At 45.3% G+C, this 17,553-nt stretch carries 15 protein-coding genes and 1 pseudogene; 3 read left to right on the top strand and 13 right to left on the bottom strand.

The window, feature by feature from the left end; all coding sequences use genetic code 11:
- Positions 1-41: 41 nt before the first annotated feature.
- Together MKY01_RS31505 and MKY01_RS31510 are read right to left on the bottom strand one after the other, a co-directional pair.
- Positions 42-737, bottom strand: coding sequence for an L-ribulose-5-phosphate 4-epimerase (locus MKY01_RS31505; protein WP_036611813.1), 696 nt, complete (start codon positions 735-737; stop codon positions 42-44).
- Between the two features lies 1 nt (position 738).
- The gene (locus MKY01_RS31510; RefSeq protein WP_339284889.1) at positions 739-2,355 is read right to left on the bottom strand and encodes an FGGY-family carbohydrate kinase; all 1,617 of its coding nucleotides are present in this window, start codon (positions 2,353-2,355) and stop codon (positions 739-741) included.
- A 441-nt stretch (positions 2,356-2,796) separates the two neighbouring features.
- Between MKY01_RS31510 and MKY01_RS31515 the strand changes: the two genes are divergently transcribed.
- A complete protein-coding gene (locus MKY01_RS31515; protein WP_339287306.1) occupies positions 2,797-3,888 on the top strand; it encodes a GntR family transcriptional regulator in 1,092 nt (363 codons plus the stop codon).
- A gap of 157 nt (positions 3,889-4,045) precedes the next feature.
- Here the strand turns inward: MKY01_RS31515 and MKY01_RS31520 are convergent, their stop codons facing one another.
- Positions 4,046-4,816, bottom strand: coding sequence for a leucine-rich repeat domain-containing protein (locus MKY01_RS31520; RefSeq protein WP_339284891.1), 771 nt, complete (start codon positions 4,814-4,816; stop codon positions 4,046-4,048).
- A gap of 178 nt (positions 4,817-4,994) precedes the next feature.
- On the opposite strand from MKY01_RS31520, the pseudogene MKY01_RS31525 reads away from it, so the two are divergent.
- Positions 4,995-5,141, top strand: a pseudogene (locus tag MKY01_RS31525) (ABC transporter ATP-binding protein); the annotation flags it as partial.
- A gap of 278 nt (positions 5,142-5,419) precedes the next feature.
- Here MKY01_RS31525 and MKY01_RS31530 read toward each other — a convergent pair.
- The 4 genes from MKY01_RS31530 to MKY01_RS31545 all read right to left on the bottom strand — a co-directional run bounded on the left by MKY01_RS31530 (position 5,420) and on the right by MKY01_RS31545 (position 12,002).
- A complete protein-coding gene (locus MKY01_RS31530) occupies positions 5,420-6,559 on the bottom strand; it encodes a 5-methyltetrahydropteroyltriglutamate--homocysteine S-methyltransferase (protein WP_036671834.1) in 1,140 nt (379 codons plus the stop codon).
- 192 nt (positions 6,560-6,751) lie between these two features.
- Positions 6,752-8,605 (bottom strand): hypothetical protein, encoded by a 1,854-nt coding sequence (locus MKY01_RS31535; RefSeq protein ID WP_339284892.1) that lies wholly within the window; start codon positions 8,603-8,605, stop codon positions 6,752-6,754.
- An 11-nt stretch (positions 8,606-8,616) separates the two neighbouring features.
- The gene (locus MKY01_RS31540) at positions 8,617-10,908 is read right to left on the bottom strand and encodes a glycosyltransferase family 2 protein (protein ID WP_339284893.1); all 2,292 of its coding nucleotides are present in this window, start codon (positions 10,906-10,908) and stop codon (positions 8,617-8,619) included.
- Positions 10,908-12,002, bottom strand: coding sequence for a bifunctional glycosyltransferase family 2/GtrA family protein (locus MKY01_RS31545; protein ID WP_339284895.1), 1,095 nt, complete (start codon positions 12,000-12,002; stop codon positions 10,908-10,910). The genes MKY01_RS31540 and MKY01_RS31545 overlap by 1 nt, the downstream gene beginning before the upstream one ends.
- Before the next feature lie 455 nt (positions 12,003-12,457).
- Here MKY01_RS31545 and MKY01_RS31550 point away from each other — a divergent pair, with 455 nt between their 5' ends.
- Positions 12,458-13,180 carry a YheC/YheD family protein gene (locus MKY01_RS31550; protein ID WP_127547470.1) on the top strand — a complete coding sequence of 241 codons (723 nt, stop codon included), beginning with the start codon at positions 12,458-12,460 and terminating at the stop codon, positions 13,178-13,180.
- A gap of 85 nt (positions 13,181-13,265) precedes the next feature.
- On the opposite strand, the gene MKY01_RS31555 is transcribed toward MKY01_RS31550, so the two are convergent.
- From MKY01_RS31555 to srtB, 6 genes are all read right to left on the bottom strand, one after another.
- On the bottom strand, positions 13,266-13,607 hold the full coding sequence (locus tag MKY01_RS31555) for a hypothetical protein (RefSeq protein ID WP_047841001.1): 342 nt from the start codon (positions 13,605-13,607) through the stop codon (positions 13,266-13,268).
- 269 nt (positions 13,608-13,876) lie between these two features.
- Complete coding sequence (locus MKY01_RS31560) at positions 13,877-14,428, bottom strand: DUF4303 domain-containing protein (protein WP_255319795.1); 552 nt, start codon at positions 14,426-14,428, stop codon at positions 13,877-13,879.
- Positions 14,429-14,465: 37 nt separating this feature from the next.
- Positions 14,466-14,744 carry a hypothetical protein gene (locus MKY01_RS31565; RefSeq protein ID WP_100526859.1) on the bottom strand — a complete coding sequence of 93 codons (279 nt, stop codon included), beginning with the start codon at positions 14,742-14,744 and terminating at the stop codon, positions 14,466-14,468.
- A 12-nt stretch (positions 14,745-14,756) separates the two neighbouring features.
- Positions 14,757-15,374: a hypothetical protein gene (locus tag MKY01_RS31570; RefSeq protein ID WP_339284898.1), complete on the bottom strand. Its 618-nt coding sequence runs from the start codon at positions 15,372-15,374 to the stop codon at positions 14,757-14,759.
- Positions 15,375-15,710: 336 nt separating this feature from the next.
- Entirely contained in the window at positions 15,711-16,256 is a 546-nt protein-coding gene (locus MKY01_RS31575) for a 50S ribosomal protein L25 (protein ID WP_127547476.1), read from the bottom strand.
- A gap of 502 nt (positions 16,257-16,758) precedes the next feature.
- Positions 16,759-17,535, bottom strand: a complete 777-nt coding sequence (gene srtB / locus MKY01_RS31580) for a class B sortase (RefSeq protein WP_127547478.1) — start codon at positions 17,533-17,535, stop codon at positions 16,759-16,761.
- Positions 17,536-17,553: the final 18 nt, after the last annotated feature.

Genomic DNA, 17,553 nt, shown 5'->3' on the forward strand with positions numbered 1-17,553 from the left:
ATTCGATTGGATTAGTGTCATCCGATCGATACACAAACTAATTACTTTTGTCCGTAATACGCGTCTTTTCCGTGTTTTCGCAGATAGTGTTTATCCAAAATGCCTTGCGGCAGTTCTTTCGCGAAGTTATTTAACTGCCGCGCGTACAGGTTCATTTTGCACACTTCCTCCAGCACGACACTGTTCACCACCGCAGACTTGGCATCTTTCCCCCACGTAAACGGTGCATGACCATGGAGCAACACTGCGGGAACGGCCATAACATCAATCCCACGTTGTTCAAACGTTTCAATAATGACGCGTCCTGTCTCCGCTTCGTATCCGCGATCAACCTCGTCCTGATTCAGGAAACGTGCACAAGGCACCGCACCATAGAACGTGTCCGCATGCGTTGTTCCCATAACGGGTACGTCCAGTCCGGCTTGCGCCCAGATGGTCGCCCATGTGGAGTGTGTATGCACGATGCCACCAATCTCCGAGTAATGCTTATATAGTACGGCATGTGTTGCAGTGTCCGAGGAAGGTCTCATTTCACCCTCCACCACGTTACCGTCCAGATCAACCACAACCATGTCGCTTGCTTTCATCGTATCGTAGCTAACGCCACTTGGTTTGATCACGAACAGACCGCTTTCCCGATCAATTGCACTGACGTTACCCCATGTGAATTTCACAAGTCCGTGCTTTGGCAGTTCCAGATTCGCCTGGAATACCTCTTCTTTCAGTTGTTCTAACATGTTATTCCCTCCCGTTCTCTACCAGATGATCCACGGCTGATTGCTCAATCGCAAGTCCACTCCGATAGCGTTCGATAAATGCTTCAAACCCTTTCACATCCGATGCATCCGGTGCCACTTCGACACCCTCCACATCGTTAAAGACTTTCTGCTCCAGGAACACATCCAGGCTCTCCTCTTGATCCTTGTTGATCATGTAGGAAGCCAGAAGCGCCATGCCCCATGCGCCGCCTTCACCAGCGGTAGACATCACCGACACCGGCACGTTCATCGCAGCGGCTACAATCCGTTGTCCAACGACAGGGGTCTTGAACAGGCCACCGTGAGCCAAAATACTATCAATGGCTACATTCTCTTCCTCCGTCAAAATGTCCATACCCAGCTTGAGTGCACCGAAGGCACTGAACAGATGGGTCCGCATGAAGTTTGCCAAATTGAAGTTGCTTTCCGGGGAGCGGACGAACAATGGACGGCCTTTCTCAAGTCCCGTGATGTTCTCACCTGAGTAGTAACCGTAGCTGAGCAAGCCACCACCATCAGGGTCTGCCTCCAAAGCCTTGTTAAACAACACGCTAAACAACTTGGCGTTATCCACTTCATATCCCATTGCTTGAGAGAATTCACGGAACAGTCCAACCCATGCGTTGATATCACTGGAACAGTTGTTGGCATGCACCATCCCTACTGGACTGCCATCCGGCGTGGTGACCATATCGATCTCGGGATACACTTTGGACAATTCCTTCTCCAGTACGATCATCGCAAATACGGATGTGCCAACGGAGATGTTGCCCGTACGTTTTCTCACGCTATTTGTCGCCACCATACCCGTTCCCGCATCGCCTTCTGGCGGGCAGAGCGGAATGCCTGCTTGCAGATCTTGCGAAGGGTCGAGCAACTTGGCTCCCGCTTCCGTCAATACACCTGCATTCTCACCAGCGAGATATACCTTGGGCAGAAGGTCCTCGACTTTCCACGGATAACCTTTGCCTGCGATCTGTTCGTCGAACTGTTGGATCATGGATGGGTGATAGTTATGTGTAGACTCGTCAATTGGGAAAATGCCTGATGCATCACCGATCCCAATCGCCTTATTGCCCGTCAGCAACCAGTGGATGTATCCAGCCAAAGTTGTCAGGTGATCGATCTGTGGCACATGCACCTCTTCGTTCAAAATCGCTTGATACAAGTGGGCAATGCTCCAGCGTTCCGGAATATTGAATTGCAGAAGTTCCGTTAGCTCTCTTGCAGCTACTCCCGTCGTAGCGTTACGCCACGTGCGGAAAGGTACCAACAGTTCACCAGCGCTATCCAAAGCGATATATCCGTGCATCATGGCCGAGAATCCGATAGACCCGACCGTGCGCAGCGTGATTCCGTATTTCTGTTCCACATCTTGCTTCATCTCACGATAAGCCGTTTGCAGACCTGTGATGATATCCTCCTGGTTGTACGTCCAATATCCATCTTTCAGGAGGTTCTCCCATTCATAACTGCCTGACGCGATGGTTTCAAAACGTTCGTCAATCAACACCGCCTTAATCCGCGTTGATCCAAATTCAATTCCGAGCGAAGTAGCGCCCTTGGTAATGGCTTCTTTCAAGTCCAATTGACTCATAATCACGTGTATCCCCTCTCCGGTCGCGATTTCACATCCCAAAGGATGCATATATAAGGTGAAGCTTCTACTTATGGCAGTAGCTAATAATGAATTTTGTATAAGAGGTGGTTCAAAAAGTCTGTGTTTTCAAAGAATGCGCTTTCCTTTTCTGACAGCCTTAGTATATTTTTTGTACGTACATTTGTCAATAATATATAATAGTTATACTTACAAAGGACACATAATGTACTCTATTTGACCATTCAAAGGTCTTATATGGCTATAAAATGGCTATGCTGTAAGGTACACCTCCATCCAAAAAGGCTGAATATGTACGGTTTATTTCGAAAAATGTTCGGTTTTATTTTCATCCTATCTGAATCATGCTAAAATATGTACGTACAACTATTTGAACAACAACGTTGATATAGATGAGTAACGATGAAAGAAGTGGACTACGTGAAGCCAAAATACCAGGTCATCATTGATGATATAAAGAGTCATATCCTTTCGGGGACATATAGCATAGGCGAGCAGATCCCCACCGAGTTGGCATTACAGGAAAGCTACACTGTAAGTCGCCAGACCGTGCGGAAGGCTATTTTGGAGTTATCAAACGAAGGATTTTTACGAAGCGAAAAGGGGTCAGGCACCTACGTTAGTAATCAGTATCGATCACGGTCAGGTGGCAATACATCGAAGAAAACGATCGGTGTGATCACGACTTACATCTCGGATTACATCTTTCCGTCCATCATTCGCGGTATTGAGAGTCGTCTGAATGAGGACAACTACTCCTTACTACTGGCCAGTACTAATAATGATGTAGCGCAGGAGAAAAAAGCCCTCGAAATGATGCTCTCCTACGGCGTGGATGGCCTGATTGTCGAACCGACCAAAAGTAATCTATACAACCCAAACATTGCATACTACCTGTCCTTCAAGGAGCAGGATGTGCCGTTTACGATGATTAATGCATTTTATGAGGAGCTGGAAGTTCCGTTCTTCTGTCTGGATGACGTGCAATCCAGTTATCTTGCCACACGTGAATTGATCGCCAAAGGCCATACCCAGATCGGCATTATTGCCAAAATGGATGATCTACAAGGCAAGTACCGAATGAAGGGGTACATCAAGGCGCTGGGTGAAGCGAAGTTACGGTTCCATCCTGAGCAAGTGCTTTCCTTTGATACCGCATCGAAACCGGAGTTATCCTCTAATGTAGCAGCGTATCTGGACGAAAACAGGGATTCGCTCACCGCGATCGTCTGTTACAACGATGAGGTGGGACTGGAGGTCGTGCACGCCTGCAGGCAACTGGGCATCTTGATCCCAGATGAGTTATCCATCATTGGGCAGGACAATTCGTACATCGCCAAGAACGCCAACATCAGGCTAACAACGCTAACCCATCCCCAAGAGCAAATGGGTCGCGATGCTGCCGACTGGGTGATCAAGAATCTGCAAGGCAAAAAGGATCTGCCAACGAACACCTACTATCAGCCGGTGCTGGTTGAGGGGGAGACGGTGAAGGAGATCGTAGTGGAATAATATTGTTGTGGGACGGGCGTTAAGTTGTTACCGAGCGTTTCTGTCCAACATACTTAAAGAAGGCCGTCAGAATCTTCTGCGGCCTTCTTTGTTTTTGTTCACTATTGACGAGGGATTACTTCTTCTTACTATACATATACATCTTCTCTAATCAAAACTACTTCGCCTGATCCGCTTCTTCTTCTTCGCTTACCAGACTTACAAGGACGCCTTTCTTCTCCAACTTTTTCACAACCTGTTCTGCTCGATCATTCAGCGGATTGTTAGCCAAATATACTTCTGTTAGATGTGGGATGGTTTCGAGCACTGCAATATCCTCAATGAGGTTATTTTCTACATATAGATACTCCAAGGTTGGATGGTTCTTGAAAGGTGTCAGATCTTGAATTTTATTATCGTTCATAATGACCCATTCCAGCTTTAACTTCTGAAGAGGACTTAGATCAGTCACCTGATTACCACTGGCGAGCAAACTGGTCAGCTTATGCATATTTTTTAATGGAGCCAGGCTTTTGATTTTGTTATCGTCCATAACCAGATTTTGCAGACTAGTCAGACCTAAAAGTGGCGAGATATCTGCAAACTGATTGCCTTCAACAGCTAAGAATGTCAATTTCTTTAACTTGTTGAGTGGCTTAATATTTTTTACATTTTGACCAGGCAAAAATAAATCTGTCATATTAACGGCATGTTCAAGACCTTGCAGGTTAGAAATCTTACTTTTTAATTCCATAGCATATAGAGATTTTAATTTTTTCAAATCGGCAGCCTTTATTTCCTTCTTAGCCGACATCTTCAGATCTGCTCGAATAACTTTGGCCAAGACCGGGTCCTTAATAAGTGACGACGCAGCCAAAACGCTCGTTGCCGGTAATAATACAAAAACCAAACAAAGTACGATCAACTTTTTGATGAATTGATTATGCATGTAGAATCTCCTTACATTATTTAATAATACAAATATACCATGATCTGGAATGTAATACATGGATATTATTTTCATCCTAATTTAATAGAACCCCTCCTGCTCTCATCCTATAACTGTTCCGTTAAGAACGGATAATGGACTACTTCATCAAGGAATGTAACCCTCTGTGCTTCATACCGGGAAACTTGTGGCTGAGGGTAAGCCCGCAGAGGTGATAACCGCCCCACAGGTTAAAGACATTTTTGGATTGGAATGTACAGTCATAGAAGACCCCGTTTCGGGATCACCGATGGTGGTGCCTAAAGGGCGATATCATGCGAGATAGACAAATAGCGGCAGTTGCGACAAAGATCCCTTTGTCCTAGCTGTCGCTATTTTATTTCGGTCCACCACACCTCTTACTCAGTCATGCCGTTTGCCTAATCCGTTATTCTCATCTCTACCCATTGCTTCACTCTATTGGCTGTTATGAACTCTGATCAAACATCCACTCTACAATGAGGATTTACACCAAAAAGCCATACGGATGATGGTCCGTACGGCTTTTTAGCGATTTTTTCTTATACATAACACATGCGTAAATGATGAATGACGCTGCAAATGTTACTTCCAAAGCTCTTCAGCAATTTCCTTAATGAAGGAAAGCTTGCGCCATTGTTGTTCCTCGGTCAGATGGTTGCCTTCTTCCGTGGAAGCGAAGCCGCATTGTGGGCTCAGGCAGATTCGATCCAGATCAACATATTGTGTAGCTTCCTCAATCCGTTTAAGGATATCTTCCTTGTTCTCCAACTCTCCGAATTTGGAAGAGAAGAGGCCAAGTACAACCTGCTGATTGTCCTTCAGGAAACGAAGTGGTTTGAAGTCACCAGCCCGTTCCGTATCAAACTCCAGATAGAATCCAGAGTAGTTATCGATGCTCAGAAGTGTCTGCGCAATCGGCTCATAACCGCCACCGACTCCTGCAAATGTCGAAACATAATTACCGCGGCAGACATGAGTGGTTACCACGAGGTCTTCCGGCAGGCCAGATACCACATCTTCGTTCAGTTTTGCGAGTTCATTGGCGTACTCTTCCACATTAACACCAATCTGCTCCATCACTGTGATGAACTGTTGGTCACACAATGCACCCCATGTGCAATCATCAATCTGGATGCTACGGCAGCCGGCTTCATAAAAAGCCAGAATGGATGCTTTGTACGCTCCGACAATGTCCGAGAGAAGCTCTTGGCGGTTCGGATAGATGGCCTGTGTGCTTTCCTTATTATCTGCCCGGTCCAATTCGAATAGGAACTGGGCTGCTGCTGGAATGGACTGACGGGCAACAACGTCTTCCCCAGCCGCTTCTTTCAAGAAGGCATAATGCGCTACAAATGGATGACTGCTATAGCTGATTTTGCCGCTCAGACGAGCTGTTTCCGGTCTGGATGTCGCACCGTTGAATCGGTAGCCTTCCTCAATGATCGTCCGCTCTACACCATCCAGTCCCCAGAAAAAGTCCAGATGCCACCAAGAGCGGCGGAATTCGCCGTCCGTTACAGCCTGAAGGCCAACCTCTTTTTGCTTCTGTACAAGTTTTACAATCTCGGCATTCTCCACTTCATTCAACTGTTCCGTGGTAATTTCGCCGTTCTGGTATTTTAATCGGGCATCCTTCAACGTACTCGGGCGCAGGAAACTGCCAACAATATCATATCGAAATGGAGTGACTGTTCGTTGTTTAGGTTCTGTTTGTAGGCTCATATTTTAATCTCCCCGTTTATCATTATAGAATTAAATATAACATATCCGATCGGAATAGCTGTTCTACGAAAGAGTTATAGCCCGCTATAGGTATTAGCTATAGCGGGCTATATTTAAGGACACTCTATATACAATCATGTATTCCATCTAACCTGACCGGATACCCGGAACAGGATCTCAACATCTATGATCTCAAGTCAACGTAAGAACGATCTGATCCCCGGCACGGGTGATTTTGTAAATCCCCTCTTGCATGTCGATGCCATAATGTTTTTTCAGCAACCACTTGGCGTTGAGATCGGTCTCGACAACCACCAGATAATCGTAGCCGCTCAGAAGGTTATCCATATTATCCTCATAGAACAACACGATCCCGTCCACATGTGGAGCATATAAGAAATACTTCCCAACATATTGCATGTAATAGTTCGTGACCTGCTGGTCCCTGTCTGAGGCGTAGAAGAGATATCTATTATTATCCACTTGCCCACCTGAGTACCACCGATCACCGGTAACCGCATGAATCTTGTAAGGGAGCGTTGTATCGTAGGTTTTGGCAATCGAGACGATCCCGTTGTATTCCGATAAAAGGATGGTCGCCGCAACCGCCATACAGCCGATAATGCCTTTTTGATAATGACCTTTCGTCTTGACCGTCTTAAAGGATTGATAATCAGGCACCTCACCGATCCGATAGTGGAATGATCGCTCCAGGTCGATCGCAGCGCACAACACCAGCCCACCGGCGAACAGCACCACGATACTCGATGCATAACGCTCAAAGCCTGCCAGGACAATGGCTTCATCTAATGGCATGGAGAAGAGATACAACGCCAGAATACCCGCATAGTACAGTAACAGAACAACGTCCAAAGCAATTAATGCTTTCCATAAGTTCCACTTCTTCTTGAGCACAACGATAGCAAATACCGAAGCTCCGATCGCGATAAGTTGAAAAAGTACAATGCCGAGCACAGGCCTGGACGTGATATCTATGCTTGATTTCAAGAAGAGCGTCAGAATCTCCCATTTCTGTTCTCCCGTCTTGCCCGCTTTGATCACCGAGGCTGTTCCCTCGAACTTGTTATTAATGCCTTGGAACACCGTCGCCATTCGCCAGCTCCAGCCGAAATACGGAAGTAGTGAACCACCAATGGTACCAAGCACAGCCAGTCCGACTTTCCAGTTCGAGCGTTGCCCATTTCTCAACCATGTATACACCAGGAAGATCAGGCCGATCGCGGCGAAAATAATACCCGTGCTTTTGATGATGGTCAGCAATCCGGCAAGCGGAAGAACAACAATACATGCCTTCATGATCTCATTCCGATATTGGTAAATAACCGCCAGGATCGCGAGTGCGTAGATCGGAAGCAAGAAATCCACGAGTAGATTGGTGATCCGAATCGTCAGATTGAAAAAAGAAAGCGTCGATAACCCGAGTCCGAGAAAAGCGTACAGAAGAAAACGTTTCTTCTCCGAAATAATGCCAAACATGGAATAAAAACAGGAAAAGATAAGTAGACCCTGTGCCAAAAGCATCACGGACTGGGAATGCCCCATGAAGCGACAGACATAATAAATAAATGACGAAGTCCCGAGCGGATAGTTTTTAAAATCAATCAGATTGGAGTCTGGCGTCGGAAAGGCATTTGTACTCAACATCTGCTTCAATACAATAGCCCAGTGCGAGAAATTATCGTAGTGTGTCAATTGATTTTGGAACAGAATCAGCAAAAAGATGAACGTTCCGCCCAGAAAAGAAAACTGAAATAACGAGAACAATACATTCGGCTTGGTCCCTCGTCGGACAGCTCGAACCAGCGTATCTCTAAAAAGAAACAAGCCGAGTATCATCACGATAATACTTCCTATAAAGAGCTGACCTGCCAAGCCAGCGAAATATACGATGCAGGCAATCGAGGAAAACACAAATACAGGGATAAACTCCCACCGTAGTGCAAATGTCTTCCGAACAAACTGCATATAACCAACAAAGGAGATTATCAATAAAACTCCCATCACAAAATGAAGCACAATGAGCATCTTTATCTCTCCTAACCCTCTCTGGTGGAACGATCGGAATGTGGCTCAATCAAATCAGTCAACAATTGGTCGATCAGGCCCTTCTCCACAATATCATCGATATTCTCCACCGAGAGAAGCACTTCGCGCTCACGAGCTGTCGTTTTTCCCGTATGTTGCAAAATGACTTCAATATTACTCTTCGTATAAAAAGTAACGACCGCTCCTGCCGCAATATCACCATGGAAACCCGTCGCGGAGAAGAAACGATAATTGAAGCTGCGCAGCGTACAGCTAGCATCATTGGTGAAATGAACTGGAAGCTGAAGGGAAAGCCGCGGCATTTTTCGCTGATCCGATCTGGGTTGAACAATCCGTTTTTTCACGTTACGTAACATATCGTCATAAGCCGTATCCCACAGATTCATCTGCTCTGGCAACGAGTGTTTACGGTCGTAGATGATTTGCATGTATTGGCGGTTATCATTCTCATCAATCGGCTGAACCGTTGCGGAGTAACGCCAGCCCTCTCCATCCTGTTTCACATAAACGATGACTGCATCGAGATTGGCCTCATACCGGTCGGTTTTGACAACCAGAGAGATGATTTTCTGCTCGGCCAAATAAATGGGATATGGGACATAGAAGGCAATACCTTGCTCAGATACATCCACCGTCTTGGCCTGATAACGCAGATTGTTGGCTTGGTCGTGAATCGTGACATCTTCCTGCGCCCGAATCCGTTCTGTCTCCCGATACGCACGGCGGCCGATCATGAAGAACAGGGCGTAACACAATGCAATCATGTTATGAATCAGCCAGAAAATAATGATACTGCTGAAGAACAGCGCAATGCCGTACTTGCCATTCACATACCGAATGACAGCTGCAATGGAAAGCAACAGCAAGAAGATATGCGGAAGTGCATATAACAGAGCAGACATCCATTGTCGACCGCTTGCTCTGCTTTTGTTGGTAACTTTGAACTCTTTCTCACGAATACCCAGTGTCTCCAGGAGAACCGGCCAGATCAGATAAGGCATAAATATGGTATCGATAACCTGACTCCATCGCTGATTCCGAATATTGCTGGACAGATATCGCATGGATAGACTATAGAAGAAATAAGATGGAAGCCAGAATATTAAGATTTGCCAGAAGGTTGTATTTACAATCTGGAAGTCGAATAACGCAAATAAAATAGGTGCCAAAATGAAAATCAAGCGGTTAAAGAAGGACCACCAGTATAAGAAACTACTCAAGTAGGTTACTCTCGTCCAAAAGGGAAGCTTCCCCGATATAGGTGCACGCGTATTCTGCAGGCTCTGAATGATACCCCGTGCCCAACGAATCCGTTGTTTAATCATGCTCTTCACTGTTGTTGTTGTCTGCCCGGCAGCTTGAACCTCTTGAGTCGCATAGGTAATATAACCTTCCTGCTGCAAGCGGATGCTTGTCTCAAAGTCCTCGGTGATTGTATTGAGTGGAAAACCTCCGATGTCTTCCATGCCCTGCCGGGAAATGATCGTATTACTTCCTGTATAGGCTACCGCATTGGAGGCATTACGCAGGATGTTCACTTCTCTGGAGAAGAAATCCTGTTCATTCGGAATACCTTGCTCTGCATACAGGTTAAACTGGAATAGATCCGGATTGTAGAAGCTTTGCGGGGTCTGTACCAGACCAAGCTTGAACTTAGGGTCCATCTCGTCCTCTCGGCGAGGACGCCATACCTCATTCTCCTTAATAAACGTGGAGAGCATGAAATAGGGTACCGTTTTCATCAAAAAGGTGTGCTGCGGAATCATATCCGCATCAAACGTTGCAATGAGCGGCGAAGAGCTTTTGCTCAGTGCATTGTTCAGATTACCAGACTTGGCATCCTTGTTTCCGGGGAACCCCAGATATCCCACGCCAAACTGTCTGGCAAGTTCCTCCACCTCAGGTCTTGCTCCATCGTCACAGAGATAGATATGAACCTTCTGCTTGTCCGGGTAATCCATGAACGTACAGGCATTAACGGTTTTATATAACAGATCAACGGGCTCATTATGCGTAGCAATAAACACATCCACATCCGGATAATACTCCGGCGGAACGATTGGAAAGTCGAGCTGTGTACGTTCTTTTTGCATCTTTTGAAAGAATAATTCAAAGGTTGTCAGTACGGTGACCGTCTCAGCCACAATCAGCAGCATACCAAAAATGACGTTCAGAACGCCTTCACCCCATGGCAACGTAAAGAACGTACGCCATACCAAATAAATCGACATCAGGATCATCGTGATGACAAAAAAGATATTCTGCCTTTTTTCGTTTTGCACTACAACTGCTTCCTCCTTGCTGCAAATACCCATCTTCGCTGCAATTGGAAACTGAGCAGGAACAGCAAGGCATCACAGACGAATTTCGCCAATTTCTCATCTACGAAGAGAACGGTATGGAATATATATACACCGGTACTGGACAGCAAGATCACTACTCCGCATAACGTTAGATAGCGCCATAGACTGCCCCGGCTATCCTCCTTGCGGAATACAAAGTGTCTGTTCAGTACATAGTTGACCACAATGGAAATAACTCTCGCAATCACGGTTGCAAGCAGAATTCTTAAATAGTGCTGCTCACCCAATACGGGCCGTAACGCGTCGATCAAAAACCAGGCGATGCCCAAATCAACAACCGAACTGGCCACCGATGATGAAATGAACCGCAGGAAATTGGAGAACAACACCCCCATGACCCGAGCACTATCCTGGATCGCTTTAAAATGAGTGCCTGCATTGCCATTCTCATAAATGACTTGGATTGGCATCGTATGAATCGGTATGCCAGACTGAATGCACGAGATGAGCATCTGCAGCTCATATTCAAATCGAGTGCCGCGAACATCCTGCATAAACGCAAGTAACCCTGGACCGAAGGCACGAAGCCCAGTCTGGGTATCTGACAGTTTTTTACCATACAGCATGGCAAAAATAAAGGAGGTCATTCGATTGCCTAACAGGGACTTTGGAGGTATATTCCCCTCGCTGAAGTTCCTTACCCCGAGCACCAACGAATCCGGATGAAACCTTGCTTCTTGGGCTATGCGGTATACATCTTCAGCTGCGTGTTGTCCGTCTGAATCAGCGGTTACGACGAAGGAAGATGCGTCGAATTGCTTCCCAATATACTCAAATCCGGTCTTGAGTGCTGCACCCTTCCCCTGATTTTCCGTATGTGTCAGCAAAGCACAACCGTTCTCGCGAAGCTCCTCGAAAATCGACTGGTACGCATCACCAGATCCGTCGTCCACAATAACAATATTAGTAAATCCATACTCTCGCAATTGCCGTACATAGGCTGGAAGTCTCTCATCCGGTTCAAGCGATGGAATGAGGATGATCGTTTCGCCGTTTTGTCTACCTATAATCATCCTGATAAGCCTCAATTCGACATATTTTCACAGATTCTTTTTGAATATTGTGAGTATAACATCGAAAAGGCATACAGTAAACGAATAATTTGTATATATATTGGTAAAAAAGTCGCACTCTTTTATAAGCTAATTCATAGGCTAAAAATACTAGTTGAGGGTTACTCTAGCACTACTCAAACAATTGTACATTCGGCTCTCGTTTCAGCACATGTACCAGCATGGCATGCCGTTATCCACGGTGGTGATAGAGATGCGCCTGCGTATCCAGAAGCCACTCGAAGCGTGAATGAACTCCTCCCCAGAATGCAGTCGTTTCTCGCAAAAGTTCATCTTCGGTCTCCATCGACCGATTGGACATGCATCGACTTACAAATCTGGACGAATGGCCACTTATGCGGATCACGAATTTGAATTAAAATTACCGTAGACGATTGAAAAAGGCTGTGATTCCAATGTTATTTGAAAGAGACAAATGGTTGCAGTATGGCATTCTGCGCGATGAGCCCTCTCTCGCTGAACGTTTGCCAGAAACACAGTTGCTTGAGAAGGATACGCTAACGAAGATGCTTCTTCAGTATCCCAGCGTTGTACTGAAACCTCGTAATGGCAGTTACGGAAGGGGTATCCTGTTCATTAAACGAAGCGGTGCAAATGCTTATCGTATTCAAAATGAAAATAACACAGTCACCATGAGAGACAACGAGCAGTTACTCGAATGGTTCGAACAAACAATCAAAAGTGATGAATACATTGTCCAAAAGCGTCTGCAGCTTGCTCAAATTAAACACAGGCCGTTCGACATTCGGATCATGGTTCAGCGCAAAAAGGGTTCCTCGTCCACTTGGAACGTGACCGGTTCCTATGCTAAAGTCGCAGCACAAGGATACCAAGTCACCAATGTGAATAACCGCCCCATTCCCGTTATTAAAGCACTGAGACTGGCTCGAATTGGAGATCGGCGCTTACTTGTCAGAGCGGAACAAGTTTCACGATTAGCTGCCAAACGATTGGGAGAGCATTACCCTATGCTTAGACAAGTCGGGTTCGATATAGCCATCGACAAGAAACGGCGAATTTGGATTATCGAAGGCAATTATCAGCCAGCCATACGCCCTTTCCGACTTTTGAAAGATTCCTCGATGCACCGCAGAATATTATGGTACAAGAAACATTAAAACGAAAAAAAGACGACCTGCCTGCTAGCCCGGGCAAGTCGTCTCTTCATGTTTCGTACCTAATCTCGATATTAACCCTCTTCAGTTATTTCCGGCATTTTCTAATCGCACTTGTAACACGTGTCACTCGGAACTGATTTACCCCCACCTGTATAATGGCGAACTGGCTGTACGAAGTACCAGAAGAGGTATACGGTTCAGCCTCAATATTTCCACTTGGTGTTCTAACCGTCGCGGTGATTCTAGTTACCAGGCACACACCACGGTCGGAAGATCTCCAAGTCTCGTCACGCTGAACACTATATCTATCGTTGCTACAAAAAATGGATGCATACTCCACTACTCCACTCGCATTAAACGAAGTCGAGTTATAGATCTGAACAGGGTCATAACCACCTCTAGGTGCTCCAGGTCTTCTATTTCCCATTCTCAAAACCTCCTTTTGTATTGATAATCTATTAAATGCAATTAAATAGTTTTGGTGAGGTATAAATGTGGACAAGGCAGAAAAAGTGTGTTTGTACAGTGGTAGAGGAAAACTAGTAGCTTGATGTCATAACTCAAACACAAAAAACCACCCTTTACTGTGCAAAGGTGGTTCGCGAATTATAGATCTGCTATTAGTATCATCTTATTGGCCAATTGAGTCGAAACGGTACATCATAGACGGTCAAAACTCCCCCATTGCAGATGCTTCTATTCTGCCGCCTCCGCCAACCATGCTTGCATAGCCGGAGATTCTGCTCGATTTAAACGTAAGGCAATTTCGGTATTGATCTCATCCGGCGGCATGACTTCAACAAGGACACATACGGACTCTCGCGGTTGATTTAAGGCAAACACGCCTTCATCATCGAGCATTTTCATCGCCAGCTCCATGGCGTTCAGCCTCACATCCAACTCGCGATTCCAATCATCATTTTCCAGTTCCGCAATGAAAGGACGCTCGTTATATCGTTGTTTGACACCGTCAAAGTGATCATCCCCAAAACAACAATAGGGGGAATCCGCATACGACCATTTGATGAGATCCGCAATCGTAGATACCGGCGTATCACTTTCCTCTGCTTGCCTAGCCGACTCCAACGCCAAAGCTTCCCACGACCATGCAGAGATGCTTGGCGCATGTCCCTCGCCAGTAGTGTATAACGTACAATAATAGTAACGTTCACCATTTTCAAAAAGAGTACAAAAAGACGTTCTGGCGGCAGCGGCGATCTCTATGGCCAGCGGCTCTATTTCTTGCATTGGCTTCACGATTAGAGTTCCCCTTTCCATTCGTTGATCATTTGCCCCTTCGATATGAATTGGCTATTTGGACTAGATACCAGACACCTGCACCCACAAGGGCAGCAAACACCAGATTGATGCACCCAAACACGATGAGTGACTTTGCTTGGCCTGGACCAATCCGGAAAGCCGTAACAAGCTGGAAGACAGCCGGTAGCAGAAACGCCAGCCAAGAGATGGTTATAAGCTTTTCTGTTCTGAAACTCCACCACACTGCGGAACATGAGGCAACTAGCAGTACCCAGGTACAGATAAGCTTTAGGGCGAACATCATTTCGTCCCCCTCCTATTTGCCATGAATCACAAGTCCATATTTATTGAATATCCACGATTGGCTCAATTCGTGCATTGCATCATGGCTTATACGCACAGAGGGCTTTTGCTCCTTCATCGCATCAGCATCAAGGGCTGAGAAGCGAAGGGATTTGGTCATTTTTTTGATAGAGTCTCTTATTTCATCGAAAAATGCATAGGTCAGCGGCTTATGGTCCCGGATATCCTCATATATATAGTATTTTCCTTTTTCATCTTCCACATTAACTTGAAAACCTTTCGGAAATGAAAGCAAGATACACGGCAGTTCATCCTCTGCCCATTGTCCGTGATAAGGAAAAGAAACCCCTTCATTTCTTACAAAAAATCCTGAACTTTCTTGATCTGATGCAATAGAAATAGAGTAAACAAAGAAGGGATGGATGTCCTCTCTCTTTTCTCCTGCCACAAAATACTGATAGAACGTCTGATACTCCTCGTACACCTGATTATAATCATGCTCTGTTCGGGCAACATTGGTACGATAGAATTGCGCTTGCCGATGCTCCAAAAGCTGCAAAAGGCTTTTAAACTCTTTAGGAGTGATGAAGAATCTCAGTTTATAGAATCCGCTATTCTTTAATTTGTCCATTTCTTTTCGCTCACCGCCCTGTTTAGAAATGTTATGCCAATGACCTTAGCGGGTCAGGTTCAGCTATATATGTATCTTATTTCCATTATAGTGATTACCTTTCCTGAGTCTACCTACTTTACACCTGAATTTTGCGAATGAACTTTGAAAAGGTAGCGAAATATCAGGATCATTGCGCCTGTACGCGAGCAAAAGACATACGTGAGGTGAATTCCAGACTACCCGCCTTGTGAGGATGGGAGCACGCCAACATCTCGTAATCAGCACAAATTAGCCGTACGGATGATAACCCGTACGGCTAATTTTGACTTATTCAGCTTTGCGAATTTGGAATTGTTAAGGTTTAACTACAGAGAGAAGAGACTCATTCCCCTCAGAGATCACCGTCACATCTGGAGCAAACGTTGCATCACTTACATGTAGCGTTTCTCCAAGTTCCATAGCACTAATGTCAAATTCAATCGACGTTGGCAAGTGTCTCGGCAATGCCTCCACTTCAATAGAAGATAATTGAACTTGCACGACTCCGCCCTGTTTTGTACCAATCGGTGTGCCGTTGAACTTGACAGGAATTTTAGTACGCAGGATCTCATTGGTCTGCACCTGCTGAAAATCCACATGAAGTAAATCCCGTGTAACTGGATCACGCTGGAGATCTTCCAACAATACAGTCAATGAGTCTTTCTCTTCAAACTGCAGTTCGATAAAACCAGACGTACCCTGCTTCAACCATTTTTGAAATTGTATTGTTGGAATATGAATCATTTCATTCTCCGTATTTTTGCCAAAAACAATACCTGGCAAACGCCCGGATTTACGTAAATCCCTAAGTCGGGATGTATTTAATGGAATGCGGTTCTCCGCTTGAAAACTAGTAGTCATGCTATGTTCGCTCCTCTTTATTAAATGATATTTTCACATTTTTCATACTCATCCAACCATCCCCTGTTGGGGCTAAAGAGAGAAACATAGCATCACCACCTCCATATACGATCCAATTGATTTTAAAATACATTTAATGTAAGCACCCATAATATACATGAAGGCACTCTACTCCGAAGAGTAGAATGCCTATGGGATGCTTCAACCCTATCATAGAAACATAGATTTGTCGATTTAACCCCATAATATGATCAAAAGCGTCTCCTTCCAGTCCGCGTCGTTGATCAGCATAGAGACCACCCCAACGATGGAGTGGCCTTCATGTCCTCATCTCAAATGTATACATCCTCGATACTCGTTGGATTCGTCAGAATTTATCGATCTGCGTAATTCCTCAAGCCACATGTCCATGAGCACCTTATTTCGGGGACAAGAAAAATCGCGTCCTCTAAGGTGAGAACGCGAAATAAAGCAGATTGATTTTGTTTTTCAGCATCGTCAATTAACGCTTTCGAGCCACCACCGCTAACCTACCGTTTTCGGTTGAATACTCGCATGTGGACAGCACAATAAGCTTGTCACCATACTGTGCTGTTACACCTGTGTCATAAAGAGAGAGTTGTTTGATATTCTGAACATATGAATCGAACTCGGCGGGCGTACTTACATTCTCAATCTGGTAGTATTTAAACACGTCGTCCGATTTGCGATAAACTTTTGACAGAATAACGGCAACAATCTCATACTCTTCCTTTTCGTAAAGCGTGCTGAACTGGAACGTCGCATGTTCTTGATAGAAGCTTTCGTTCCTGTACTTCATTAAATCTTTAAACATCCAACCACTTTTCATGTGATGTCCATGAATCAGCAAAATGTCCGAACTATTAGCCCGGCTAGACTCGTCCAAAAAAGGAAGACCACCTTGGTTTCCATTTTTATCAAAATCATGATTGAGATAGTACTCCGAATCCTGTGGGCTCTGCATGACCGGGTACTCAATTCGGGTACCGTCAATCTTCAGCCAGCCGACGATGTCTGAGTTCCTCTCGTAAAGATCTCGAAATTCGGGAAGCATAACCGGCTCATTGCCTTTATTGAACAAAAGGGAGGGGATTGCATCCCCTCCACCTTGTTCTAATCCTTCTTTCCAAACCTTTGTTAACTCTTCGATTTTCTGCTTCTCGGCATAGTCTCGCAAGAAAGTCCTCGCAAGACTGACAAGTGAAAATACCAACACAAGCAAGGAAACAGCGATAAGAATTTTTTTAGTTTTGCTCATTTTTCTTACCGCCTTCCC

The organism is Paenibacillus sp. FSL R5-0486 (genome assembly GCF_037975155.1).
In the GTDB taxonomy this organism is placed as follows: domain Bacteria; phylum Bacillota; class Bacilli; order Paenibacillales; family Paenibacillaceae; genus Paenibacillus; species Paenibacillus amylolyticus.